At 69.9% G+C, this 22,976-nt stretch carries 27 protein-coding genes and 1 tRNA gene; 15 read left to right on the forward strand and 13 right to left on the reverse strand.

Annotated elements, in window-relative coordinates:
- The first annotated feature begins 77 nt into the window (after positions 1-77).
- The 3 genes from QPJ90_RS01590 to QPJ90_RS01600 all read left to right on the forward strand — a co-directional run bounded on the left by QPJ90_RS01590 (position 78) and on the right by QPJ90_RS01600 (position 1,838).
- Positions 78-638, forward strand: coding sequence for a GNAT family N-acetyltransferase (locus QPJ90_RS01590; protein ID WP_290132726.1), 561 nt, complete (start codon positions 78-80; stop codon positions 636-638).
- Positions 639-1,163: 525 nt separating this feature from the next.
- The gene (locus QPJ90_RS01595; RefSeq protein WP_290132727.1) at positions 1,164-1,574 is read left to right on the forward strand and encodes a hypothetical protein; all 411 of its coding nucleotides are present in this window, start codon (positions 1,164-1,166) and stop codon (positions 1,572-1,574) included.
- A 60-nt stretch (positions 1,575-1,634) separates the two neighbouring features.
- Complete coding sequence (locus QPJ90_RS01600; RefSeq protein ID WP_290132728.1) at positions 1,635-1,838, forward strand: hypothetical protein; 204 nt, start codon at positions 1,635-1,637, stop codon at positions 1,836-1,838.
- 181 nt (positions 1,839-2,019) lie between these two features.
- Here QPJ90_RS01600 and QPJ90_RS01605 read toward each other — a convergent pair whose 3' ends face one another.
- Positions 2,020-2,490 (reverse strand): hypothetical protein, encoded by a 471-nt coding sequence (locus tag QPJ90_RS01605; RefSeq protein WP_290132729.1) that lies wholly within the window; start codon positions 2,488-2,490, stop codon positions 2,020-2,022.
- Positions 2,491-2,620: 130 nt separating this feature from the next.
- On the opposite strand from QPJ90_RS01605, the gene QPJ90_RS01610 reads away from it, so the two are divergent.
- Entirely contained in the window at positions 2,621-3,790 is a 1,170-nt protein-coding gene (locus QPJ90_RS01610) for a hypothetical protein (protein WP_290132730.1), read from the forward strand.
- A gap of 120 nt (positions 3,791-3,910) precedes the next feature.
- Here the strand turns inward: QPJ90_RS01610 and QPJ90_RS01615 are convergent, their stop codons facing one another.
- Entirely contained in the window at positions 3,911-4,117 is a 207-nt protein-coding gene (locus QPJ90_RS01615; protein ID WP_290132731.1) for a hypothetical protein, read from the reverse strand.
- Positions 4,118-4,377: 260 nt separating this feature from the next.
- Positions 4,378-4,938 (reverse strand): hypothetical protein, encoded by a 561-nt coding sequence (locus QPJ90_RS01620; RefSeq protein WP_290132732.1) that lies wholly within the window; start codon positions 4,936-4,938, stop codon positions 4,378-4,380.
- Positions 4,939-5,068: 130 nt separating this feature from the next.
- On the opposite strand from QPJ90_RS01620, the gene QPJ90_RS01625 reads away from it, so the two are divergent.
- Positions 5,069-6,262 carry a hypothetical protein gene (locus tag QPJ90_RS01625; RefSeq protein WP_290132733.1) on the forward strand — a complete coding sequence of 398 codons (1,194 nt, stop codon included), beginning with the start codon at positions 5,069-5,071 and terminating at the stop codon, positions 6,260-6,262.
- 9 nt (positions 6,263-6,271) lie between these two features.
- Here the strand turns inward: QPJ90_RS01625 and QPJ90_RS01630 are convergent, their stop codons facing one another.
- On the reverse strand, positions 6,272-6,841 hold the full coding sequence (locus tag QPJ90_RS01630; RefSeq protein ID WP_290132734.1) for a helicase associated domain-containing protein: 570 nt from the start codon (positions 6,839-6,841) through the stop codon (positions 6,272-6,274).
- 361 nt (positions 6,842-7,202) lie between these two features.
- Here QPJ90_RS01630 and QPJ90_RS01635 point away from each other — a divergent pair, with 361 nt between their 5' ends.
- Positions 7,203-8,189 (forward strand): hypothetical protein, encoded by a 987-nt coding sequence (locus tag QPJ90_RS01635; RefSeq protein ID WP_290132735.1) that lies wholly within the window; start codon positions 7,203-7,205, stop codon positions 8,187-8,189.
- Between the two features lie 551 nt (positions 8,190-8,740).
- On the opposite strand, the gene QPJ90_RS01640 is transcribed toward QPJ90_RS01635, so the two are convergent.
- Both QPJ90_RS01640 and QPJ90_RS01645 read right to left on the reverse strand, forming a co-directional pair.
- A complete protein-coding gene (locus QPJ90_RS01640; RefSeq protein ID WP_290132736.1) occupies positions 8,741-9,646 on the reverse strand; it encodes a hypothetical protein in 906 nt (301 codons plus the stop codon).
- Between the two features lie 628 nt (positions 9,647-10,274).
- Positions 10,275-10,346, reverse strand: a tRNA-Gln gene (locus tag QPJ90_RS01645).
- A gap of 93 nt (positions 10,347-10,439) precedes the next feature.
- Here QPJ90_RS01645 and QPJ90_RS01650 point away from each other — a divergent pair.
- From QPJ90_RS01650 to QPJ90_RS01660, 3 genes are all read left to right on the forward strand, one after another.
- Positions 10,440-10,934 carry a MarR family transcriptional regulator gene (locus QPJ90_RS01650; protein WP_290132737.1) on the forward strand — a complete coding sequence of 165 codons (495 nt, stop codon included), beginning with the start codon at positions 10,440-10,442 and terminating at the stop codon, positions 10,932-10,934.
- 48 nt (positions 10,935-10,982) lie between these two features.
- Complete coding sequence (locus QPJ90_RS01655; protein ID WP_290132738.1) at positions 10,983-11,423, forward strand: VOC family protein; 441 nt, start codon at positions 10,983-10,985, stop codon at positions 11,421-11,423.
- 68 nt (positions 11,424-11,491) lie between these two features.
- A complete protein-coding gene (locus QPJ90_RS01660) occupies positions 11,492-12,073 on the forward strand; it encodes a hypothetical protein (RefSeq protein ID WP_290132739.1) in 582 nt (193 codons plus the stop codon).
- Between the two features lie 9 nt (positions 12,074-12,082).
- Here the strand turns inward: QPJ90_RS01660 and QPJ90_RS01665 are convergent, their stop codons facing one another.
- The 7 genes from QPJ90_RS01665 to glp form a co-directional block, all read right to left on the reverse strand.
- Positions 12,083-14,002: an ABC-F family ATP-binding cassette domain-containing protein gene (locus QPJ90_RS01665; RefSeq protein ID WP_290132740.1), complete on the reverse strand. Its 1,920-nt coding sequence runs from the start codon at positions 14,000-14,002 to the stop codon at positions 12,083-12,085.
- 82 nt (positions 14,003-14,084) lie between these two features.
- Positions 14,085-14,483 (reverse strand): PLD nuclease N-terminal domain-containing protein, encoded by a 399-nt coding sequence (locus QPJ90_RS01670; RefSeq protein ID WP_290132741.1) that lies wholly within the window; start codon positions 14,481-14,483, stop codon positions 14,085-14,087.
- Between the two features lie 129 nt (positions 14,484-14,612).
- Positions 14,613-15,194 carry a hypothetical protein gene (locus tag QPJ90_RS01675; protein WP_290132742.1) on the reverse strand — a complete coding sequence of 194 codons (582 nt, stop codon included), beginning with the start codon at positions 15,192-15,194 and terminating at the stop codon, positions 14,613-14,615.
- Between the two features lie 58 nt (positions 15,195-15,252).
- Positions 15,253-15,693: a molybdenum cofactor biosynthesis protein MoaE gene (locus tag QPJ90_RS01680; protein WP_290132743.1), complete on the reverse strand. Its 441-nt coding sequence runs from the start codon at positions 15,691-15,693 to the stop codon at positions 15,253-15,255.
- Entirely contained in the window at positions 15,690-16,202 is a 513-nt protein-coding gene (locus QPJ90_RS01685; protein ID WP_290132744.1) for a molybdopterin-binding protein, read from the reverse strand. Before QPJ90_RS01685 ends, QPJ90_RS01680 begins: the two co-directional genes overlap by 4 nt.
- On the reverse strand, positions 16,199-16,672 hold the full coding sequence (gene moaC / locus QPJ90_RS01690; RefSeq protein WP_290132745.1) for a cyclic pyranopterin monophosphate synthase MoaC: 474 nt from the start codon (positions 16,670-16,672) through the stop codon (positions 16,199-16,201). The genes QPJ90_RS01685 and moaC overlap by 4 nt, the downstream gene beginning before the upstream one ends.
- On the reverse strand, positions 16,673-17,887 hold the full coding sequence (glp, locus tag QPJ90_RS01695) for a gephyrin-like molybdotransferase Glp (protein ID WP_290132746.1): 1,215 nt from the start codon (positions 17,885-17,887) through the stop codon (positions 16,673-16,675).
- A 150-nt stretch (positions 17,888-18,037) separates the two neighbouring features.
- On the opposite strand from glp, the gene QPJ90_RS01700 reads away from it, so the two are divergent.
- From QPJ90_RS01700 to QPJ90_RS01725, 6 genes are all read left to right on the forward strand, one after another.
- Positions 18,038-18,886 carry an MTAP family purine nucleoside phosphorylase gene (locus QPJ90_RS01700; RefSeq protein WP_290132747.1) on the forward strand — a complete coding sequence of 283 codons (849 nt, stop codon included), beginning with the start codon at positions 18,038-18,040 and terminating at the stop codon, positions 18,884-18,886.
- Entirely contained in the window at positions 18,883-20,031 is a 1,149-nt protein-coding gene (locus QPJ90_RS01705; RefSeq protein WP_290132748.1) for an NAD-dependent epimerase/dehydratase family protein, read from the forward strand. The genes QPJ90_RS01700 and QPJ90_RS01705 overlap by 4 nt, the downstream gene beginning before the upstream one ends.
- Before the next feature lie 341 nt (positions 20,032-20,372).
- Positions 20,373-21,182 carry a glycosyltransferase family 2 protein gene (locus QPJ90_RS01710; protein WP_290132749.1) on the forward strand — a complete coding sequence of 270 codons (810 nt, stop codon included), beginning with the start codon at positions 20,373-20,375 and terminating at the stop codon, positions 21,180-21,182.
- Positions 21,179-21,814: a DUF2064 domain-containing protein gene (locus QPJ90_RS01715; RefSeq protein ID WP_290132750.1), complete on the forward strand. Its 636-nt coding sequence runs from the start codon at positions 21,179-21,181 to the stop codon at positions 21,812-21,814. Before QPJ90_RS01710 ends, QPJ90_RS01715 begins: the two co-directional genes overlap by 4 nt.
- Positions 21,811-22,473, forward strand: a complete 663-nt coding sequence (locus QPJ90_RS01720) for a methyltransferase domain-containing protein (RefSeq protein ID WP_290132751.1) — start codon at positions 21,811-21,813, stop codon at positions 22,471-22,473. The genes QPJ90_RS01715 and QPJ90_RS01720 overlap by 4 nt, the downstream gene beginning before the upstream one ends.
- A 62-nt stretch (positions 22,474-22,535) precedes the next feature.
- Positions 22,536-22,799, forward strand: a complete 264-nt coding sequence (locus QPJ90_RS01725) for a hypothetical protein (RefSeq protein WP_290132752.1) — start codon at positions 22,536-22,538, stop codon at positions 22,797-22,799.
- The last annotated feature ends 177 nt before the right edge of the window (positions 22,800-22,976 follow it).

A 22,976-nucleotide genomic window follows, 5' to 3' on the forward strand; every position in this document is an offset into this window, starting at 1 on the left:
CTGACACACCGGACGACCGCCACACGTCGCACGGTGCACGCTTGACCCGTCGGCGTGGATGGGCGATCGTGAGGAGCATGGACACGGCGCCGAAACCTCAGGATGCGGGCGCTGATCGCGTCAGCCTCCGCGCCCTGACCGACGCCGACGTTGCCGCGCACAACGCAGGCGAGGACGACCAGACGATCCGCTGGCTCAGTGGAGCACCCAGCACGACGCTGTCCACTCGACGACACTTTGAGATGCTTGCACGCAACGCGCGCCGAGGAGCGGGCAAGCGGGGGTTCGGCGTGCTGCTCGACGGCGAACTTGCCGGCTACATCGACTTCGACCCCGACGCGAACGACCTCCCGGAACCTGGTGATGTGAACATCGCCTACGCGGTCCATCCGTGGGCTCGGCGGCAAGGTGTCGCGACCGTGGCGATCAGACTGCTCTGCGCGCGCCTTGAGGCACTCGGCGTCGGGCGCCGCGCGATCATCCGTGCGGAGACCGACAACGATGCGTCGGTGACAGTCGCACGGAACAGCGGCTTCGTCCACCTCGGTGACTTCCCTGCTCTCGGAGAAACGGGCCCAGGAGGCGAACCAGTGGTCTACAGCACCTTCGGCCGGCCCCTCACCGACACCTCGTCGTGACCGGGCAGTACTCAAGTCGACGGGTTCCTCGATCCGGTCGATGGGACCGCACCGACGAGGCTTTCTTCGCGGCCGGCGCGTGCCACGTTCTCGCGTACCGCTGCGCGGCTACGGGCCGATGACGGAGCTGCAGTCCACGCCGTCGCAGCGTGGGGAGAGTGGCTGTTCGACTTCAACGGCTGGAACCTCGCTTCGGACCTCCTCCTTGCTAACGAGGAGTTCGAGCAGACCAGGTCCAACCCCATCCCATCGAGGCAGGCATGAAGGACTTCTGCCTGCGGTGGAACCATCGACGGCCGAGTCAGTATCACCACGACCCAACGGGCCGGGCAGATGCTTTTCTCCGACGCTTCACGCCCCCGTTTACGGCGGCATCGACGTCTCGATGGCCGATCCCCTACCGGAACGACCACGACGAACTCGGACAGCGTGCGGTAGGCCAACCGGCTACCGGCACGAGGGCGCCCGGTTTCAGGTCAGCCACGGCAACAGAGCCAAGAGCTGAGGCTCGCTTAGAATCCTCACGTGAAGACCCTCAGCATCCCGTTGATCGCTGCATGCGTTCTGTCGTTGACCGCCTGCGCTACCCCAGGAGATGCGGCGAGCACGTCGTCGGCTGACTCCGAGCCAAGATTCATGAGCGCGCTACACGCATGTGACCTGATCACGACCAGTGACGGAGTCGAGTACGCCGATGACGGAGCTACGCTGATCCTCTCGACCGTGGGCAAGGAGAACTTCACGGGTCTCGACTGGACAAACGTCGAATGCGTGTTGGACGACTTGGACGTCAGCGCGGCAACAAAGAACCTCATCGGTGAGACCCGCGCGCTCGACGGACGAGAAGATGACGACTGGGATGGGATCAAGGCGTCTTGGACTTACCACCCCGACGCGGGACTGAACATCACCCTGCAGGACAAGCGCCGCGACTAAACCGACGAGGCCTGCTAAGCCATCGTCTACTGCAACGACCACGAGCGGTAGGTTCGCCGCATGGACGTGGTGAGCGCAAAGGTGCTGGGGTCAATCGCCCTCGTCTTTGGGGTCGTCTTCGTCTCGACCTCGATCGTGCGTCTCACGCGGCCCGACGTCGACCTGCTGTTGATGCTGCTCAACGCTGCGCTGGGAGTCCTGTGGCTCGGAGCCGGGATCTGGTTGTGGCGTTTCGGGCTCCGCAAGTCGAAGGGCGACCGATAGCGGATCGGCAAGCGAGACAAATCCCGCCGACCGCCTCGGCTTTGATGCAGCCCGGTTCTCGATCCAAACCAACACACTGTGGATGCTGGTCGCCGCAACGGTGCAAAGCGTCCATGGTCGTCGCCGATTGTGGGGCGAATTCGACCAGTTAGGAGACTTGCGGGTACCCCAAACTCCCGAATCAGGACCGAGGGAGCCGGACAGCGAGCACGAGCCCCGCGACGACCAATCCGCCGCCGACACCCCAGCCGAGCACCGACCATGTTGCTCGGTAGCCGTCGTCGATCGGCTCGGTGTGTGCCGGGCAGACAGTGGTCGTTTCGTCACTGTAGAGGTGCGGCCGTTCGTAACAAGGCCCGTCGCTGACGCGCTGTGTGTGGTCGGAGACGATGTTTGCGGCGGTCACCGCGAGTGCCGGCCCGGCGAGGAGCATGATGATGCCTGTCCGGCCCCACGCTGCTCGTCGTTCCCGCCTCTCTGCGGCTCGGACCTTCCGCTGCCGGGCCTGCCACTGCTGGAAGAATTGCCGGAAGTGGAAATCGTCGGCCAGAATTCGGTCAACACGATCTTGTCGCTCCTGATTCGGTGCGTATCCGAGTCGGCGCCGGCCTGCTTCCGTGGCGAACTCGGCGCGGAACTGCTCAGGTGTCATTTGCGCCCCCACCGGGGTAGCGTACCGGCGAGCCTTGCAGCGCCCCAAGCGACGGTGCTCGGGCTCCACCCAGCTAGGGATCGTTCATCGCGCACGCCGGCGGTTGTAACTTCGCTGGCATGCTGAACGTGTGACGGCCAACTCACCCTCTCAACGGGTCCACCGCTTCCAGGTGGTAGCGGCAAACGAGCTGCCTGAGATGAACCGTTTGCAGACATCGTTCTTTTCGAAGCACTACCGACCACGGTTCCTTGCGGGCGATGCGATCGACGTTGACGGGCAGTTCGGCTACCCCGTCGTCATGCTGCACGAGCTCCTGGCCGAGTGGGACATTGATCCCAAGACGGCGATGGAGGGAGCGGCTCGCATCATCGACGCATACCCGAAATCCGTGGCCCAAAGCGAAGCACAACAGTGCCTCGCCGACATGCACTACCTCCGAGAGGAGTGGGCCGACGCGTTGAAGCTGACGTACGGATCTCGACGGCTCGTTGCCTTCGTCGGTCTCAGCGACCTGCTGCAGCCGCGTGCGGAAGCGTGGGAGGTCATGCGGTGGGGATCCTCAAACATCACCAAGGCGGGCTGGCAAAACCTCGACGCGGCGCTTGATGACCTTCAGGGAACGCTCGACAGGTTCCACGACGAGCACGGCATCAGCATCATCGGACATTTTTGGAGGCGACTGCATGCAAGCGAAGCCACAGAAGCGATAGCGCAGAGCCTTTACGACCTGATCGGTTCCGACTACTCGGTCGACCAGATCGTTCAGCTCATCGATCACGGCCGTACCGTCGGTCCGTACCGCCTGACCGCGTTCGAGGGATTCTCAGGCTACGAGCGTCCCATCCGAGCAACTTGGAACCGCAGTAACCCGTACGCCTTCGAGGGCTTGATCCGAGCGCTCTGCCGGCCCCTGTTCCGCGAATCGGAGAACCGCGCACGTCAGGCCGCTGGGCTCCCGCGCGTCGGCGAGGGCCTGGTGTCCGAGATACGTCTGCTGCATCAACTACGTGCTGCGTTCCCCGACGAGCGAATCGACCACCAGGTACGGCCATCGTGGCTGGCACCACAGTCCCTCGACATGGTGTTCCGTGGGCGAAACGTCGCGATCGAGTACCAGGGTGCTCAACACTCGCGCCCGGTGGAGTTCTTCGGTGGACGGGAGGCTTTCGAGCGGCAGCAGCAGCGCGACGCTACGAAGCGTTGGTTGTGCGCTGAGTACGGGATGACCCTGCTCGAGGTTCACCCCGATTACCTGCTAGATGACATCGTTGGAGCGGTACGCCGCGCTCTCGAGTAATCACACCACTCAAGACAGCCGCCCAATCCGCATCTCCAACATGTCGCTGTCTGAACGGGCTCAAGCCGTGGTGCGGTAGCCGATCGCTCAACGGTCCGGCAGGAGTGACGTGCGTCGTAGCTACTTCTTCTCGTACTTGCGCCAGTAGCGGGCGAGAGCCGCTTGGCCCGGTCGAGCCGTGGTGAACACGACTAGAGCGAACCCGATGAAGATGACGAGAAACGCCACCAGACGGTCGAGCCTGCCGTCCGAGTGGGCCATCAACACGAAGCCGATGACGACGACCAGTGCACCCAGTGTCACGAGTACAACGCGTCGAGGGGTCATGAGCGCAAATCTATCGTCGCCGTCACGAAGTGGTGTTGGACCCGCCTCGCGGTCGACGGCACTCGTTCAGTGACAAGCCCCGGTGGGAAGGTCCCGTTAGCCGGTCGTGAGGCGCGCGACTTGATGGGCTGAGGGCGTGTGCGCGGCTGACTGGGGCGAGGCGTCGCACATAGCTGGTCCGTTTTGGTTCGCATCAGCGGGACGCCATACGGACGGTAACGGGAGCGCTCATAGGGCTGATCAGGGCCACGTCCAGGCGGCTATGACGCGCTCCGCTTCGGGCGCTTCCGACCCGAAGTGGTGCCGGCGGGACGGGTTCGCCACTGACCCTTGTCGGGCGCTTTCCTTGAACGGGGAGCCCCACGGTGCGCGCGGAGCGCGCAGTCAGGGCAGCCAGCGGGGTACTTGGAAGTGTGATTGTCCGGTCGGACTGCGAACGCGCCGTGCTCGCTGCACGCGACGCTCACGTCCGTCTTCGCGTCGACGTAGACAACCTCGCTGTAGTCGTAGCGGCTGCCATGGATCTTCTGCGCCTTCGCGATGAATCGCTCGCGGCGGAGCTCGACGCGCGCGTTGAAGCCCTTGCAATCGCGGCACCCCTGCCCGCGCTGCGGACCCCATGGCGTGTCACGGATGCGGCGGTGCTCCCGAGGGGTTAGAGCGAAGGGCCCGTGGCCGGGGCAGACGATGGTGACCTTCGTGTCGCCGTTGATGTATGCCGCTTCGACGAGGGAGTAGTCGTAGCGGCCCTCGTGCAGCTTCATAGCGAAGTCGATGAACTCGGCGGCTCGTTCTTCGCGGGTTGCGGTGCGGTAGTCCATTGGGGGTCCTCCAGGAGTCGGTTCTCCTGCCCCTATGCGCGACCCCGGAGCCCGGCTGTGACCTGTGCCTGTGCGTCTTCGTTTCGTGCGCAGGCCCGCCTGCCGCGAAGGACGACGCATAGCTCCTGCCATGAGCACACTTCTTCCCGGCGCTGTCGAGGCGCTTCGCCGACCACGAGACTTCGGGCACTCCGTCCTTCCCCGGCAAGACGAAGTCAGTTCCGCAACCGATCTCGGTCGTCCCCGCGGCGCCGCGTATGGCCGTCCGTTCGCACGGCCCGGACTGATCATCGACTGCGCGCACACGCGCTGCTGGGAAGCGGAACCGCTCGCCGTCCCGAGGCGACCGCTTGGCACGCGCTCTTCGCCGACGGACGAGGGGACTCTTGTCGCGCAGCTTCGCGCCGAGCCCGCCCGCATGGTGCGGAACTACCAGAGCCAGAACATTCCGGCGGCGCGGTGGGCCAACGTTCGGACGTTCACGGAGGACGCGGTGGCCGTCATCGCACCGGCATGCGGGTACTTGGCGGAGCGGCTGATGGTTGCCGTCGCGCCGTTCGTCGACTGGGTCGTTCACGTGATGGGGATGCCGCTGGTGCCGAACGTCTTCCACCCCGTGTGGATCCGTCGGTACATCAGTCGCGACGACCTCGGCCTGAAGGACCGGACGCTCCGGGACTACCGGTCACTACTACTGCGCATCTCCGAGGTACTGCTTCCGAACGAGGGAGCAATCTCCTTCGGTCCGCTGAACGGGCAGTCCGCGACCGCCCCGTACACCGACCTCGAGTTGCGACTGCTGGAAGCCTGGGCGAGGGGGCAAGCAACGTCGTTCCGACGGCGCAACGCCGGCGCAATCTTGGCGCTCGGCGCCGGCGCCGGCCTCCTGCCGTGGGAGATGCAGCACCTCCGCCGTCGCGACATCACTCTGGACAGAGAAGGTGCTGTCGTGCACATGCGGAGCACCACTCCAAGGGATGTGCCGATTCTCGAACGGTGGGAGCCGCTTCTTCGCGACAGCATCATCGATCTCGAAGCTGACGCGTGGGTAGTGGGTGGTCAGAATCGGGCGACGACGTTCAACATCGTCACCCCGTTCATCAACCGCACCGACTTCGGCAGCGAACCGAAGCCGGTGCCGAACCGGATGCGCACCACCTGGCTGAGCACCCACCTCGCCGCACTGACCGACGGCGGCTTCCTCTTCGACGCCGCCGGACTCAGCAAGGCCGAGCACCTGCTCACGCTCCTGAGGCACATCCCGACGCTCGACACCACCGAGCACCGGCAGCGGATCCTCGCCGAGATCCGCGGCCGAGCCTGACCCGGGCGGTCAGAGGATCCTGTATCGAGCACGACGAAGCTGCTGCTCCCGGTCGCCCGGGAGCGCGCCACGCCGGTGCCGGGCACGCTGATGCGCGACCCACCGCCCGATCGACACCTCATCCCCGTCCAAGGCACGACGCTGCGGCGCACGGCCGTTGTCGGCCCAGAACTGCTGATGCCGCTGCAGCATCTCCTCCCACCGTGCGTCTCGAGGTCGCCACGCGAAACCAGGGATCGCTTCGAGTCGCCGCCGCTGATAGGTGCAGTACCCGTCCGCGTTGCCGACCTCGCGGAAGTAGGCCAGAACATCCACCAGCGCCTGCTCGTCGGTTGCGGGCCGCGGACGCGCCGGGTCCGCACGAGGCAGCCGACCATGCTGCTGCCGGAACGTGTCGACGTCGTGCACGTTGCGGATCCACCGCCGAACGAACGGTTCCACATCAGCGGCGTCATCGCGGTCGGCGAGGTAGAACGCGACGCCGCGGCGCTCATCCAGCGTGAGTACGCCGGTCGGGCGGGCGGCGTACTCGGCGTAGTCGTTCCAAAGGGCAGTGAGCGCAGAGTTCGGGGTGGGCATGCGGTCCTCTCCGAGGCCGCAGGTCGACCTCGGGAGCGGTATGCGCGGACCGCGAAGATTTCTGGTCGACGCGCCACTGACCGCCACCTCGGGTCCACGAACAGGACCAACCCAGCCGTGAAGATCACTAGCGTTCCGGTGTCCCCGAATACGAAAGCTCCCCGGAACGCATGCACACCGTCGATGTCACCCCGGTGTCGTCGACCATTCAGCAGAACCACGACACGCCCGAGCTGCATCAGTTACCGCGGCTCCTGCCGACACGTCCACTTCCCCGGTTTCACGGGGATTTGAGCGGCACGCGATCACTTTCAGGACCCGCACGGCACAGCTGGATCACACGTGGACGCATAGGCCCGCCATGGCCTCGACCCTGCTCATCGCGTTCCTCATCCCTCGCTCCCCCGCGCAGCGAGCGGGAACCACGCTCGGCCGTACGCTGGCGGGCGGATGGCCGATGACCTACCAGCCGACTTTCCCGGCCGACCGGTGGGCCTTCATCGAGTCGTTCGTGCTCGACGCAGCAGTCGCGACCGCCGCGGCCGCATCGCTCGACGTTGATCGCGTCCTCGTCGTCGCAGCGCCCTACGTCGACTGGGTTGTCAATGTCAACGGCTACCCGGCCGCGACGATGGTCGTGTTCCACCCGGTCATGGTTCGCCGCTACGTCACCCGCAGTGATGTCAGCTGGGCCGACACGACGCGCCGCACGTACCGGTCGCTGCTGATGCGGGCGTCCGAAGCCCTCGTCGGCTCTGTTCCGCTCGAGTTCGCAGCAACCTCCCCGCAGAACACCGCCGCGCCTTACTCGGATCTCGACTTGCATCTGCTCGAAAGCTGGGCGAGGGGGCAGGCCACCGCCGCACGTCGACGCAGCGCTGGCGTCACGCTCGCCCTGTGCACCGGCGCCGGCCTGAAGGCCAACGAACTGCTGCAAGTCCGCCGCCGCGACATCACCGTCGACACCGACGGGGTCCTTATCACCGTCGCGCGCACGGGCCGCGTCGTGCCGCTGCTCGCCCGCTTCGAACCGTTGCTGCTCGAATCTGCCGCCGACGTCGCCACGGACAACTGGGTCTTTGGTTCACCCAAGCGCATCAAGCACGGGATCAGCACCCTCACCACGTTCCTGTACGACACCGACCGCGGCAACGAACCAGACCCCGTCACCACCCGGATGCGGAACACCTGGCTGATTACGCACCTCATCGCAGGCACGAACCTCCGCGCCCTCATGACCGCGGCTGGCGTCACGAAGTTCGAACACCTCGACCAGCTCGTCGCACACGTTCCCGCGCTCGAAGACGCCTCTTACCGGCGTCAGCTCCGCGCGGAGGTCGCCCGATGACCGCGCCGAAGGCGAAGCATCACGACTTCGAGAAGGCGGAACAGTGGATGCAGGACTGCTTCGGCATGTCCATGCTCATGTACCTCAAGATGGGCAAGCGCGACGCGTTCCACCGAGCCGTCCGTGAGACGAGCAAGGTCATCGCGCTCGGTGGCATCGAGGAACTCCTCGAGCAGTACTGGCTCGAAGACCACCCGTCCCGCCGAGGACGCAACGCGTACATGAGCACGACGAGCGCCATGAAACTCATGTTCGTCACGATGCGCGTCAAAGGCACCGTCAGCATCCGAGCAGGCGCAGACCTGCTCGTTGACGCGACGGACGAAGAGCTCGAGATGCTCGGCATCGACCCCAGCATCTTCGAGCGAGGAGAGCTCTACGACGCCTACTGGCGGGCAGTGCACCGCTTCAAGGACCTGCTCGACCGCGACCCCGGCCCCCGCTGGCGTCGCCCGAGCCCGGCGCGTCTTGCGGAAATCAAGGAGGAGTTCTACTCCGACCCCGAGCGCTTGGAGCTGCTCGAAGGACGCATGATGACCATCTGCAACCAGCTACTTCAGGGGACCTGGCTCCTTCTTCCTAAGGAGCTCCGGGACCGCATGCACGGCACTGCGGCGATCGATGCCACGGTCATCCCCGTTGCGGGCATGCAGAAGAACCTCGAGCGCATGACGGGTGACGACACCGCATCGGTCAACTACGGCTGCGGCTTCTACGTCCGCGAGGGTGACCACGACGGCACCAACTCTGCCCCGGGGAAGCGCATCTTTGGTCGCGAAGCCGAGCTTGGCACGCTCACCCGCAACAGTCCTGGCGCGGATATCGACGCCCCACTCTTCATCATCTGGTTCGGCGGCCACAAGCCCGGGGAGGTCGCCGGCCAGGGCAAGCGCTTCCTCGACTCCTGCAAAGAACGCGGAATCCCGATTACAACCGTCATCGCCGACCGCGCCTACCTGCCCGGCGCGAAGTCCGAGGACTTTCAGCTCCCCATCGCAACGAGCGGCGCGAACGCTGTTATGGACTACCCCCATGACAAGCTCGGCATCCAGGCGTACTACGCAAGCAAGGACGGCAAGCACGACCTCGTCATGTGCGACGGATCCTGGTACCCCTCCTTCATGCCCCAGGCCCTCAAGCTCGCTGAATCCACATGGGCGAAGACCCGAATCGCTGCGTCGCAGATGACCAATCCCGTTGCTCGTGAGGCGAAGCTCGCCGCCGGACACGACCTCGTCACCAAGCGTCGGGAGCAGCGCGCGAAGTATCGGCTCAAGCCCCGAGGCCGCCACAACGCCGATGGCTCGCGGCAGTACTTCTACCCAATCGGACTCGACTCCATCGACTTCGACACCACCACCGGTGAGGAATTCGATACCCCCATCCCTGGCAAGACGGTCAAGATTCCCGGCAGTCTCGTCGACGACAAGCGCAACAACGGGGACGGCACGAAGCACCTCAAGTTCGGACAGGAGTTCGAATACAAGTCCGAAGAGTGGCGCGGCTGGTATGGACTTCGCAACACGATCGAGTCCGTCAACTCACGGGTAAAGGACCCTCAGGCCGAGGGACTCCACGACCCGCTGAACCGTCGAGGTCGCGGCCCGTGGTTTGCGGAGATTGCTGCAGCGCTTGCTGCGGCTTCCCAGAACCTTCGCCGGTTGATCCACTTCCTCCAGGACCGCCTCGCGCTCAAGCGATTGAGCGCGAAGAATCGCAATCACTGGATGACGTACGCCAAGCAGAACCCGAACGCCCGGGTCCAGCAGCCGGATCGACTGAAGCAAACTCCGAACCTCCGGAGTACTACCTCATACCCATCGACGAGCTCCTCGGCTAGGCGCCGACGCTCGCCCCGAACTGAACCCACACCAACTTCGCTCGATAGCCGAGCCAATGCCCCCTGCCCGGAAACGGGTCAGGGGGCATTCGTCGTTCACGGAACCGCGCACGCGCCAACAGCTCGGCCCCACTTCTCGGTCAGCACGAGGTTCCGGGCAGTGCGCAGACGATGTCGAACGGCTCCTACACGCCTCACGAGCAAAAGAATGACCAGGAATCCCGCAAAGACCGAACTGGCCAGCGCTCCGCCTCCAGGATTCGAACCCGGACCTAACGGCACCAAAGGCCGTCGTGCTGCCGTTACACCAAGGCGGAACACACCGACGGGGTGGAGCCCACCGAGTGCCCGACCATCCTCCCATGCCCCGGTCGGTGGCCGTGCGCTCCCGGTTCGGCCAAGATGGGGGGATGCCGCAGGAGGACGAGGTCGACCGGATCGTCGCGGCGTGGGGTCGTGAGCGTGACGACCTCGACTTCGCCCCGCTCGAAGTGTTCTCGCGGGTGGACCGGTTGGCACGGCACCTGGACCGCGCACGCCGTGCAGCGTTCGACGCGAGCGGGGTGGAGCCGTGGGAGTTCGACGTCCTGTCTGCACTCCGGCGTGCAGGCGAGCCGTACGAGCTGAGCCCGAAGACGCTGCTGCAGCAGACGCTGGTGTCGAGCGGCACGATGACGAACCGCGTCGACCGATTGGCGGCACGTGGCCTGGTGAGCCGTAGGACGGACCCGCGCGACGGACGCGGGATCCTCGTGGCGCTGACGGTGTCCGGACGGCAGGCGGTGGACGCCGCGATCGCCGACCTGCTCGACGCCGAACGCGGGATCCTCGACGAGGTCGCCGGCCCGGAACAGGCGCAGCTGTCCGCCCTGTTGCGACGGCTGATCCTCGGCCTGGGCGACTGAGCGCAACCGGGCGCGACCGACCACGCCCGAGCGGACTAGCCTGCGGCCATGCACGCGATCACCCTGGCCGTGGCCGACGTCGAGCGTTCGGCCGCGTTCTACCGCGACCTGCTCGGCATCGAGGGCAGCGGCGTCATCGGCACCGAGTACCCGCGGACGGACTCGCAAGCGGGCGGGACGACGGCCATGTTCACGCTCGACGACGGACTCATCGTGAGCGTGTACGGCCGCGAGGACATGGCGCTCGACTCCGGCGTCGACCTCCCGCACGGTCCGACCTCGACCATCGGGCACTTCGTCGGCTCGCAGTCCGATGCAGACGCGTTCCTCGACCGGGCGCGGTCCGCGGGGGCGACGATGCTCGCTGCGCCGTACACACGTCCGTGGGGCATGTACTCCGGCTTCTTCCAGGACCCGGACGGCCACCTCTGGGAGGTCGTGGCGAACCCGGGCGGCGGCGACCCGGCGGATGCGTCGCCTGCCGCGTAGCGACGGGCTGGCTCGCGAGGCCCGAACGGGGGAACGCTCCACCGCGCCCGCTGCCCTACGGTTGCGTGGTGGACATCGGGCGGGCAGTGGTCGGGGCGAGTGCGGTCGGGGCGGTGGTGCTCGCCATCGGGCTGGGCATCGTCACGGCGCCGGGGAACACCCTCTCCGTGACACCCGGTCGGGGCATCGCGTGCGGGTTGTACCCAGACGGCACGACCACCGCTGCCGCATGGTTCATGGTCGAGTTCGAGAACCCGACCGGGCGGAGCGTCCACGTCGCCGACGTCGGTCCGGTCAGTGTCGAGGGGGCCGACGTGACACCGCTGCAGGTGGTCGTGCACGACGACGGAACACCAGCCGGGCTGTGGGTCACGGACGCTCCGGTGATGCCGCACGAGTTCGGCCGGACGGTGGCGATCGGTGCGGGCTGGACCGTTCCGGCGCACGGCAGGCTCGACCTCGTGGGGCGCCTGGTCGTGCACCCGGGCGCGAGCGTCGGACGCGTCGACGGGTTCACCGCCACGTCGGCCGGACCGCTCTGGACGACGCACACGGCCACGCTCGACCAGTCCTTCGCCATCGGCGTGGGTGACGGGAACTCGGGGCCGGCCATCGGCTGCGGCTCGTCGTTCCTCACCGACGACGCGTAGCCCGGGCGACTACACCCCGAGCTGCTCCGCGACCTCGAGCCAGCGCTCCTCGAGCGACTCGACCTCGGCCTCGAGCGCCCCGAGCTTCGCCTGCAGCGCACCGAGTCCCGCGTAGTCGGACTGGTCGTGCGCCGCGAACGCGTCGAGGACCGCCTGCCGGTCGGCACCGACGCGGGCGATCCGGCGGTCGAGCGCCGACATCTCCTTCTCCGCCGCCCGACGCTCCGCACCCGAGAGCGCCGGAGCGGCGGCCGCGGCCGCAGCGGCCGGCATGCCAGACGCACCGGACGCAGCAGCAGCACCCGCGGCCCCGGCCCCGGCCCCGCCCGCCGACCCGGCCACGTTGGCGGCCGAGCCGGTCCCGCCTGCCGTGTCGGGCCTCCCGGCAGCAGCGGCGGCAGCCGCCGACGCGGTCGCGGGCACCGAGCCCGACGCACGCAGCCGCATGTACTCGTCGACCCCGCCGGGGAGGTGCCGGAGGTGCCCGCCGAGCACGGCGTACTGCTGGTCGGTGACGCGTTCGAGCAGGTACCGGTCGTGCGAGACCACCAGGAGCGTGCCCGGCCAGGTGTCGAGGAGGTCCTCCATCGCGGCGAGCATGTCCGTGTCGAGGTCGTTCGTGGGCTCGTCGAGGATGAGCACGTTCGGTTCGTCGAGCAGGATGAGCATGAGCTGGAGCCGTCGCTTCTGCCCACCGCTGAGGTCCTTGACCGGTGTCGAGAGCTGCGCGGAGGTGAAGCCGAGGCGCTCGAGCAGCTGCGACGGCGTCATCTCCTTGCCGTCGGCGACGTAGGAGGTCTTCTTGCGGGCGACGACCTCGCGCACCCGGTCGTCGGCGTACTGCTGGAGGTCGGCGAGCTGCTGGTCGAGCACCGCGACCTGCACTGTCTTGCCGGTCTTCACGCGACCCGTGGTGGGCTGGAGCTTGCCGGACACCAGGTTGAGCAGCGTCGACTTGCCCGCGCCGTTCGGCCCGAGGATGCCGGTCCGCTCCCCCGGCGCGATCCGCCACTCGACGTCACGGAGGATGACGTCGTCGCCGAACGTGACACCGGCGTCGAGCAGGTCGACGACGTCCTTGCCGAGGCGTGCGGTCGCCATCTGCGAGAGCGCGACGGTGTCGCGGATCGGCGGGACGTCGTCGATGAGGGCGTTCGCCGCATCGATGCGGAACTTCGGCTTGCTGGTCCGGGCGGGTGCGCCGCGACGGAGCCACGCGAGCTCCTTGCGGGCGAGGTTCTGCCTGCGCTGCTCGGACGCCGCCGCCTGCCGGTCACGCTCGACGCGCTGGAGGATGTACGCCGCGTAACCGCCCTCGAAGGGGTCGACGACGCCGTCGTGGACCTCCCACGTGTCGGTCGACACGGCGTCGAGGAACCACCGGTCGTGCGTCACGACGACGAGACCGCCCTGGTTCGCGGACCACCGACGCTTGATGTGGTCGGCGAGCCACTGGATGCCCTCGACGTCGAGGTGGTTCGTCGGCTCGTCGAGGAACAGCACGTCCCAGTCGCCGACGAGGAGCTTCGCGAGGGCGATGCGTCGTCGCTGGCCCCCCGAGAGGTCGTCGACGTTCGCCTCCCACGGGATGTCCGACACGAGGCCGCCGATGATGTCGCGGATCGTCGGGTCGCCGGCCCACTCGTGCTCGGCTCGGTCGCCGACGACGGTCGCGCCGACGGTCGCGCCCGCCGGCAGGACGTCGCGCTGGTCGAGGTACCCGACCGTCAAGCCGCGGCGGTGTGTGACCCGGCCGTCGTCCGGCTCGATCCGCTTCGAGAGGAGCGCGAGGAGCGTCGACTTGCCGTCGCCGTTCCGGCCGACCACGCCGATGCGGTCGCCCTCGTCGATGCCGAGGGTGACGCTGTCGAAGACGACACGGGTGGGGAACTCGAGATGCAGGTTCTCGGCGCCGAGGAGATGAGCCACCCGACAAGGGTACGGGGGCGCGCGGCGGGCGCGGTCGCGGTCGCGTCGCGGTCGTTCCGTCGGGTCGGCCTGGAGGCGCGGCTCAGCTCGACGGGGTCGGGTCGCCTTCGCCGGCTGCTTCCTTCGCGCGCTTCAGGCGCGCCTGCGCCTCCCAGTACTCGATCTCGCGCTCGAGGTCGGCGAGTTCCTGTTCGGTGCCGCTGACGCGTTTGTCGCCGTGGGCCGACCGGGCCTCCCCGAGGGTGGCGTACCGGTCCTCGTGGCGGACCGGATCGAGGTAGCGGCCGTGGTTCCGCTCGCCGGGTGCCCAGTCGTGACCGACGGCGAACCACACGATCGGGCCGACGACGGGGACGAAGATGCAGATGAGGACCCAGGCGAGCTTCGGCAGCCCGCGGATCTCGGCGTCGGTCTTCGTCAGGATGTCGATCAGGGCGAAGACGAGCAGGAGGGTCCCCGCTCCGTACAGCAGCACGCTCATGAGGTCGAATTCTATGGACCGGCCGAGAGCCCGGCTACGCCCCGAACGCGTGCCGCGGTTGCGATCGGGCAACGGTCTCCTGCGACGGCGTACAGGCTCGTCGCCAGGGTGCGACCGGTCGCGCGTGGGTCACTCTGCCTCGTGGTCGAGGTACCGCTGCGCCGTGGACGCCGAGCGGATCGAGATCGCCCCGGACCCGAGCCCCACCACGGCCCATCCGGCGTTCAGCACCCAGAAGTCACCGGCGACGAGCGCAGCGGCGGCGCCGATCGTGACGATCGCCGCGGGCAGCACGGTGGACGCTGTCCGGACCCGCTGGAGCGCCGTGGCGCGGACGACGTCGAGCCGGTCCTCGGGTGCCCGCTCGCGCTCGCGGATCACGCGGCGGACCGCGTCCTGCTCCCGCGGGAGCAGGACGTCCGTCACCGGGGGCGACACGCGGCCGCGTCGGCGGTCCCGCGCCGCCACGACCAGGGACGCGACGAGGACGATCGTGTACGCGACCAGCCCGCTCCACGCGACGACCCACCGGCCGGTCGAGTCCGGTGGGAACGTGCGGCCCACGACGAGGACGAGGATCGCGGGGAGCACGAGCAGCGCGGCCGCGCGAGCGACGGAGAACCGGCGTGGGGCCGGCAGCGCGAGCACGTCCAGCGCTCGGGCCTCGGCCGCTGCCCACCGCTGCTCAGCCCGTTCCACGGTGTCGGTCATCGTGCCCCTCATCGCTGCTCGCCGCGGCCTCCAGCCAACCAGGTGGCCCGAGGATCCGTCAGAGGGCGGCGACCCACTCGTCGGAGCCGTCGAGGAAGCGCTGGTGCTTCCAGATCGGGGTGCGTTCCTTCACGAGGTCGATGAGGGCCGCACAGGCAGCGAAGGCCTGCGCCCGGTGCGGCGAGGCGACGGCGGCGGCGAGCGCGACGTCCCCCACCACGAGGGCTCCGACCCGGTGCAGCACGGCGATCCGGACGTCGGGGTGGTCCGCTGCGATCGTCTCGGCGACCTCGCGGAGCACGGCGGCCGCGGTCGGGTGCCCCTCGTAGTCGAGCGCCGTGACGCCCTTGCCGCCGTCGTGGTCGCGGACGACCCCGGCGAACGTCACGACAGCGCCGTCACGGTCGGAGGCCACGGCGGTGCTCGTCTCCTCGACGGTCACGTCGCGGTCGACGACGTCCGCGAGCAGGACCCGCCCGGCAGCCTGCGCCCCGGTCACGAGGCGCTCCGCGGTGCGTGTCCGTCGCCGTGGAGCTGGGCGAGCACGTGGTCGAGCAGTCCGCCGAGGACGTCGAGCCCGTCGGCCACGCCCCCTCGGGACCCGGGAAGGGTGGCGATGAACGTCCCGCCGGCGGCGATCCCGGCGACTCCGCGGCTGAGGAGTGCGGTCGGTCCGGCCCCGGCGAGGCCCCGGCGCCGGATCTCCTCGACGATCCCGGGGAGTTCGAGGTCGAGCAGGGGTGCGACGGCCTCGGGCGTGCGGTCGGTGGGGGTGACGCCGGTGCCGCCGGTGGTGATGACGACCCGGGCGCCGGCGAGGACCTCGCCCGTGATCGTCTCCGCGATCGGACCGCCGTCGGGCACGATCGTCGGTTCCGCCACCGTGAAGCCGTGCTCGCGGAGCCAGGCGGCGATCACCGGCCCGGTGCGGTCGAGTGCGGGGTCCGCCGCGGCCTGCGTGGAGACGACGAGCACGCCGGCTCGCCCCCTCGTCGGTTCGGACGTCATCGGTCTGCCTCCCAGTCGCCCGAGCGGCCGCCGTGCTTCTCGAGCACCCGGACGTCGGTGATGGTCGCTGCCCGGTCGACGGCCTTGACCATGTCGTACACCGTGAGCGCGCCGACGCTGGCGCCGGTCAGGGCCTCCATCTCGACGCCGGTCCGTGAGGTGGTGCGGACGGACACCTCGACCACGACGCGGTCGTCGGCGCCCGTGATGTCGACCTGGACCCCCGAGATCGGCAGCGGGTGGCAGAGCGGGACGAGGTCGGAGGTCTTCTTCACCGCCATGATCGCGGCGATGCGCGCGGTGCCGATGACCTCGCCCTTGGGCAGTGAGCCGTCGATGATCCGGGCGACGACGTCGGGCCGGGTCACGAGGGTCGCGGTCGCAGTGGCCGAGCGGTCGGTGACGTCCTTGTCGGAGACGTCGACCATGTGAGCCGATCCGTCGGCGCGGACGTGGGAGAGGTCGGTCATCTACAGACTCCAGACGGTGAGCGGGTCACCCGGTTCGACGGCGGCGGTGCCGACGGGGACGTGGACGAGGTGCGTCGCGGCGGCGTAGTGCGCGAGGAGGTGGGAGCTCGGGCCGCCGACCAGGTGGACACAGCCGTCCTCCACCCTGCCGCGTCGGACCTGGTGCTTGGCCTCGGGCGAGACGGCGGCCTCGGCCGCGGGCAGCACCTGCACGGGGCGGTCGGCCGGGAGCCCGACGAGCGGGGCGAGCACCGGGCGGAGGAACACCTCGAACGAGACGAGCGCCGAGACGGGGTTGCCGGGGAACGCGATCACGGGGACGGCTCGGTCGCCGAACGTCACCGTCCCGAGCGCCTGCGGGCCACCGGGCTGCATCGCGACCGGCGTCACCTCGATCCCGCGCGGCTCGAGCGCCTGCCGCACGACCTCGTACGCACCCGCGCTGATCCCACCGGTCGTCAGGACGAGGTCGGCCCAGTCGCCGACGGCCTCGGTGACGCCCGCGAGGAACGCGGTCTCGTCGTCGGGGACCACGACGGTGCGGGCCTCGGCACCGACCTCGGCGAGCGCGGCGGTCAGCGCCACGCCGTTCGCGTCGCCGATGCCCGCACCGTGGACGTCGACACCGACGAGTTCGGAGCCGGTGCTCACGACGAGCACCCGGACCGGACGGACGACGTCGACCTGTTCCACGCCGGCTGCGGCGAGCGCACCGAGGAGCGCCGGGGCGACGAACGCCCCGGCCTCGGCCACGACCCCGCCCCGGGGCAGGTCGGAGCCGGTGGTGCGGACGAAGTCCCCCGCGGTGACGTCGTCGGGCACGTGGACGCGATCGAGCGTCAACGCCGCGGGGAACGCGCCGACGTCGGTGCGTTCGACGGGGAAGACGGCGTCGGCCCCGTCGGGGATCCGCGCACCGGTCATGATCGGCGCGGCGGCACCGGGCGCGAGCGGGGCGGGGACCCGGCCCGCGGGGATCGGGGCAGCGACCGTGAGGGCCCGGCCGGCGTCGGCGGCGCGGACGGCGAAGCCGTCCATCTGGCTGTTGTCGAACGCGGGGAGCGCGACCGGTGCGACGACGCGTGTCGCGAGCCGACGGCGTGCCCCGGCGCGGGCGTCGGCGGCGAGGTCGACGGTGCGCCGGGCCTCCAGGCAGGAACGGTCGGACGTGCCGGGCGTGAGCTGCGTGGTGACCGGGGCGAGCAGCGCAGCCACCGCTTCGGCGTGTCGACCGATCGTTCGCACAGGGCCCTCCGAAGTCGTGGACGGAGCAAGGGGACGTGAGCTGCCCGGCGGAACCGCCGTCAGGGAGCGTCAGTAGCGTATCCAGCGCGCAACCCGCGCCGAGGACGATTCGGAGGACCTGTGGAGAACGACGTGACGATCGGTGTGATCGGTGGATCGGGCCTGTACGAGCTGTTCGAGGCGGGCACGGCGGAGGAGCGGACGGTCGCGACGCCGTTCGGCGAGACCTCCAGCCCGATCAGCATCGGCACCATGTCCGGCCGACGTGTGGCGTTCCTCACCCGGCACGGCCGGTCGCACTCGGTCGCACCGCACCGCATCAACCACCGTGCGAACACCTGGGCCCTGCGGTCGCTCGGCGTCCGGGCGATCGTCTCGTCGAGCGCCGTCGGAGGCCTGCACCCGGACTACGCACCCGGCACCTTCGTCGTGACGGACCAGCTCATCGACCGCACCTGGGGCCGCTCCGACACCTTCTTCGAGGACGACGTGCAGCACCTCTCGTTCGCCGACCCCTTCGACCCGGTCCTCCGCGCCGCCGCCGTCGAGGCCGTCGCCGCACTCGGCGTGCCGCACCGGACGACCGGCACGTGCGTCGTGATCCAGGGCCCGCGGTTCTCGACCCGTGCCGAGTCGGTCTGGATGCGCGAGGCCGGCGGCCACACGATCAACATGACGATGACACCGGAGGTCCCCCTCGCGGCGGAGCTCGGCATCGGCACGGTGAACCTGTCGTTCGTGACCGACGCCGACGCGGGCCTCGAGCTCGCGGCGGGGCCGGACGACGAGCCGGTCACGCACGCAGCGGTGATGGAGCGGCTCAAGCGGGCGAACGAGGTCATCGTGCGGGCGATCGGGTCGATCGTCGCAGCGATCCCGGAGGACTTCACGCCGCGTGAGCTCGTGCCGACGACCGCGAGCGCGTCGGTCCTGGCACTGCCGGTGGACGGGCCGGGGGCGACCGCGTGACCCGGCTGCTCGTCACCGGGGGCGCGGGGTTCATCGGCTCCGCGATCGTCCGGCGGGCGCTGGCCGAGGGGTACGAGGTCCGGGTGCTCGACTCGCTGCGGGCCGACGTGCACGGCGACGGCGCGGCGTCCGGCTCGGGCGCGACGTCCGGCTCGGGCGCGGCGTCCGGCTCGGGCGCGGGCGCGGCGTCCGGTCCGGCCGCCTCCGGCCAGCCCGCGACCGTGCCCGAGGGCGTGGACTTCGTGCACGGGGACGTCCGTGACGATGCCGTGCTCGACGCCACCCTCGACGGGGTCGACGTCGTCTGCCACCAGGCCGCGAAGGTCGGACTCGGCGTCGACTTCCAGGACGCCCCCGACTACGTCTCCTCGAACGACACCGGGACGGCGCACGTCCTCGCCGCGATGGACCGGCACGGCATCGGCCGGCTCGTGGTCGCGAGCTCGATGGTCGTCTACGGCGAAGGGGCGTACGCGACCGCTGCCGGCGACCCGACTCGGCCGCCGGCGCGCCGCCGCGAGGAGCTCGACGCCGGACGCTTCGACCCGATCGGTGCCGACGGCGAGCCGCTCGTGCCGGGCCTCATCGACGAGGACGCCGCGCTCGACCCGCGCAACGTGTACGCGCAGACGAAGGTGGCGCAGGAGCACCTCGCGTCCTCGTGGGCACGGGCCACGGGCGGCCGGGCGATCGCGCTCCGGTACCACAACGTCTACGGGCCGGGCATGCCCGCGAACACGCCGTACGCCGGTGTCGCGTCCCTGTTCCGCTCGGCGCTCGCGCGGGGCGAGGCTCCCCGGGTGTTCGAGGACGGCCGGCAGCGGCGGGACTTCGTGCACGTGGACGACGTCGCGGGCGCGAACGCGGCGTCGATCGCGGCGACGGCTGACCTGCCGGACGACTCGTTCCGGGCGTACAACGTCGGTTCGGGCACCGTGCACACCATCGGCGAGATGGCCGCCGCGATCGCCGGGCCGGACGGGCCGCAGCCGATCGTCACCGGCGAGTACCGGCTCGGGGACGTCCGGCACGTGACCGCGTCGTCGGAGCGCATCGGGCGGGAGCTCGGGTGGCGCGCCGAGGTCGACTTCGAGCGGGGCATGCGCGAGTTCGCCACGGCGCCGCTGCGGGCCGCGGTGCGCTGAGGCGCTGCGTGGCTCGCGGCCGCGCGCCCCGAGTCTCGTGTGGAGCGCCCCGAGTCTCGCGCAGGCGGACACGTCTCGCGTTCCGGAGCGCGAGAAGTGTCCGGCAGCACGAGACTCGGCCACGACCCGGCCCCGCCCCGCCCCGACCGACCGCCGCCGCACCGGCTCCGCCACCCCACATCGGGGGACACCGTATCCGGACACCGGGGTACAGCCCGGCCCGGTTCCGGTCAGGCCGCCCGGGCACCGTGGGGACCATGTCGACGACGCCCGCGAGCTCCGCGAACCCCGATCCGCACGGTGACCCCCGTCGATCCGGCCGTCCGCACCGAACAGACGGCATGAACGTCGACGTGATCCTGCCGTGCCTCGACGAGGCCGACGCCCTCCCCCGTGTGATCGGGCGGCTGCCGGAGGGCTACCGGGCGATCGTCGTCGACAACGGTTCGACCGACGGCTCGGCAGACGTCGCCCGCGCGCACGGCGCCACGGTCGTCACCGAGCCCCGCCGCGGCTTCGGCTCCGCGTGCGCCGCGGGCGTCGCCGCCGCCACCGCCGACTTCGTCGCGTTCTGCGACGCGGACGCCTCGATGGACCCTGCCGAGCTGCGCGGCCTGCTCGACCGCGTCGCGTCGGGTCGCACTGACCTCGCACTCGGCCGCCGCGTCCCGACCTCGCGCGGCGCGTGGGCACCGCACGCACGCTTCGCGAACCGGGTGCTCGCCGTCCTCATGCGCCGCGCCACCGGCTACCGGCTGCGCGACCTCGGGCCGATGCGCGTGATGCGCCGCGAGCAGCTCGTCGCGCTCGACCTGCAGGACCGCCGCAGCGGCTACCCGCTCGAGATGGTCCTCGCGGCGCACGCCGCCGGCCTCCGCGTCGACGAGAGCGACATCGGCTACGCGCAACGCATCGGTGACAGCAAGGTGACCGGCACGCTCCGCGGCACGGTCAACGCGGTCCGCGACATGTCGCGCCTCCTCCGCGCCTACCGCTCCGGCGAGCGCCGCCCTCGCACGGTCACCGACGCCACCCCCGACGCGGCAGCCCCCACGACGACCGGCACGACTGGACTGGAGGCACGCCCCACCGCCGCCGACACCGCTCCCCTCGAGCGCGTGGCCGGTCCCGTCGAGGGGGCGCGCTCGTGACCGCCGTGACGGTCGCGGTGGTCGCCAAGGAGTGCCTGCCCGGTCGCGTGAAGACCCGCCTCATCCCGGCGCTCGGCCCCGAGGGCGCCGCCCGCGTCGCAGCCGCGAGCCTGTCCGACACCCTGGCGACGGTGCGCGCGCTGCCGGCCGCCCGTCGGATCCTGTTCTTCGACGGCGAGGTCGTCCCGGCTGCGGCCGAGGGCTTCCACGTCCTGCCCCAGCCGACCGGTGACCTCGACGAGCGCCTCGGCACCCTCTTCGACGCCGTCCAGGGGCCGCTGCTCCTGGTCGGCATGGACACGCCGCAGGTGCGCCCGGCGGACCTCGCCGCGGTGTTCGAGCAGCCGGAGCGCGACGCCTGGTTCGGACCGGCGGAGGACGGCGGGTTCTGGGCGCTGTACCTGCACGTGCCCGACGGTGCGCTCATCCGCGGCGTGCCGATGTCCAAGGACGACACGGGGGCGGTGCAGCGCGCCCGACTGGTGGACGCCGGACTCGACGTCGGTGACCTCGCACCCCTGCTCGACGTGGACGAGATCGCCGACGCCGACCGAGTGGTCGAACTCGCGCCCGACTCCGCGTTCGCCGCCGCCCTGGCATCCGAACGCACGACCTCCGGAGGTGCCCGATGACCATGCACGCCCCGATGACCTTCGGCGCAGGCGGCGGCGAGCCGTACGCTCGTGCTCTCCGCTCCGACGGACGCCTCCGACTGACCGACCCGAGCCGACCCGGCACGGTCACGACGATGGACGTCGGACGCTGGAGCGCCGCCGCCGACCGTGTCGACCGGTCGCTGCTCGACGACGCCGACGGTCCGGTCATCGACATCGGCTGCGGCCCGGGTCGGATGCTCGTCGCCGCACGGGCCGTGGGCCTGCCGTCGCTCGGCGTGGACGTCTCCGCCGAGGCCGTCGCGATCGCCCGCCGTTCCGGAGGTCGGGCGGTGCAGGGTTCGGTCTTCGACCCGGTGCCCGACGAGGGCCACTGGGACACCGCGCTCGTGATCGACGGGAACATCGGCATCGGCGGCGACCCGACGGCGCTCCTCGCCCGGTGTCGGGCGATCGTGCGTGTCGGCGGCCGCGTGGTCGTCGAGACGAACCCGGACCGTGACGCCGACCGGACGTACACCGCCCGGGTGGTCGACGCCGACGGCCACGAGAGCGCCGCGTTCCCGTGGGCCGAGACCGGGCTCGACGCCCTCCACGGCCACGCGGCCGACGCGGGGCTGCTCGCCCGGCAGAGCTGGACGGCCGAGGGCCGGACGTTCTGCGAGCTCATCGCCTGACCAGGCCCATCGCGCAACCGTTTGTTTTGCATGATGCAAGACACGGCGCTACCATCGTTCACATGCAGAACCGCGACTTCCCCTTCGGCGGCTCGTACGTGAGCGGCACCACGCGGCGCGACGAACTCGGCGCCTACACCGTGACCGCGGCACAGCGTCCGCTGGGCACCTACACGGGTGTCGCCGTCGCCCGACCGCTCGGACGCTTCGTCGACACGCAGTCCGGTCGCGGCACGGCCACCGGTCCGGTCCGGACGGCGACGGGTTCGTTCCGGACCGCGACCGGCTCGCTCCGCACGGCGACGGGCTCCTTCCGTACGGCCTGACCCCACCTCGGACAGCGCCACTCCACAGACCGCGAGCGGTCGCCCACCGGATCGTCCCCCTACCGATCCGGCTCGGGCGGCCGCTCGCTCCGTTCCGGCGGACGCCGCACGGTCCGTCGCGCGCGCCTGGGACGGACGACCAGCACGCGCACCACCACCGGGTGCCAGGATGGGCAC

The sequence above is a fragment of the Curtobacterium sp. 458 genome (genome assembly GCF_030406605.1).
GTDB lineage: Bacteria > Actinomycetota > Actinomycetes > Actinomycetales > Microbacteriaceae > Curtobacterium.

What these genes read in the sequence shown, in the direction of transcription:
- QPJ90_RS01675 (WP_290132742.1), bottom strand. Translation starts at nt 15,194, where the DNA reads ATGACCGACACCGTGGAACGGGCTGAGCAGCGGTGGGCAGCGGCCGAG.
- QPJ90_RS01630 (WP_290132734.1), bottom strand. Translation starts at nt 6,841, where the DNA reads ATGCCCACCCCGAACTCTGCGCTCACTGCCCTTTGGAACGACTACGCC.
- QPJ90_RS01710 (WP_290132749.1), top strand. Translation starts at nt 20,373, where the DNA reads ATGAACGTCGACGTGATCCTGCCGTGCCTCGACGAGGCCGACGCCCTC.
- QPJ90_RS01670 (WP_290132741.1), bottom strand. Translation starts at nt 14,483, where the DNA reads ATGAGCGTGCTGCTGTACGGAGCGGGGACCCTCCTGCTCGTCTTCGCC.
- QPJ90_RS01620 (WP_290132732.1), bottom strand. Translation starts at nt 4,938, where the DNA reads ATGGACTACCGCACCGCAACCCGCGAAGAACGAGCCGCCGAGTTCATC.
- QPJ90_RS01720 (WP_290132751.1), top strand. Translation starts at nt 21,811, where the DNA reads ATGACCATGCACGCCCCGATGACCTTCGGCGCAGGCGGCGGCGAGCCG.
- QPJ90_RS01650 (WP_290132737.1), top strand. Translation starts at nt 10,440, where the DNA reads ATGCCGCAGGAGGACGAGGTCGACCGGATCGTCGCGGCGTGGGGTCGT.
- QPJ90_RS01605 (WP_290132729.1), bottom strand. Translation starts at nt 2,490, where the DNA reads ATGACACCTGAGCAGTTCCGCGCCGAGTTCGCCACGGAAGCAGGCCGG.
- QPJ90_RS01725 (WP_290132752.1), top strand. Translation starts at nt 22,536, where the DNA reads ATGCAGAACCGCGACTTCCCCTTCGGCGGCTCGTACGTGAGCGGCACC.
- QPJ90_RS01685 (WP_290132744.1), bottom strand. Translation starts at nt 16,202, where the DNA reads ATGACGTCCGAACCGACGAGGGGGCGAGCCGGCGTGCTCGTCGTCTCC.
- QPJ90_RS01625 (WP_290132733.1), top strand. Translation starts at nt 5,069, where the DNA reads ATGAGCACACTTCTTCCCGGCGCTGTCGAGGCGCTTCGCCGACCACGA.
- QPJ90_RS01615 (WP_290132731.1), bottom strand. Translation starts at nt 4,117, where the DNA reads ATGACCCCTCGACGCGTTGTACTCGTGACACTGGGTGCACTGGTCGTC.
- QPJ90_RS01635 (WP_290132735.1), top strand. Translation starts at nt 7,203, where the DNA reads ATGGCCTCGACCCTGCTCATCGCGTTCCTCATCCCTCGCTCCCCCGCG.
- QPJ90_RS01600 (WP_290132728.1), top strand. Translation starts at nt 1,635, where the DNA reads ATGGACGTGGTGAGCGCAAAGGTGCTGGGGTCAATCGCCCTCGTCTTT.
- QPJ90_RS01655 (WP_290132738.1), top strand. Translation starts at nt 10,983, where the DNA reads ATGCACGCGATCACCCTGGCCGTGGCCGACGTCGAGCGTTCGGCCGCG.
- moaC (WP_290132745.1), bottom strand. Translation starts at nt 16,672, where the DNA reads ATGACCGACCTCTCCCACGTCCGCGCCGACGGATCGGCTCACATGGTC.
- QPJ90_RS01590 (WP_290132726.1), top strand. Translation starts at nt 78, where the DNA reads ATGGACACGGCGCCGAAACCTCAGGATGCGGGCGCTGATCGCGTCAGC.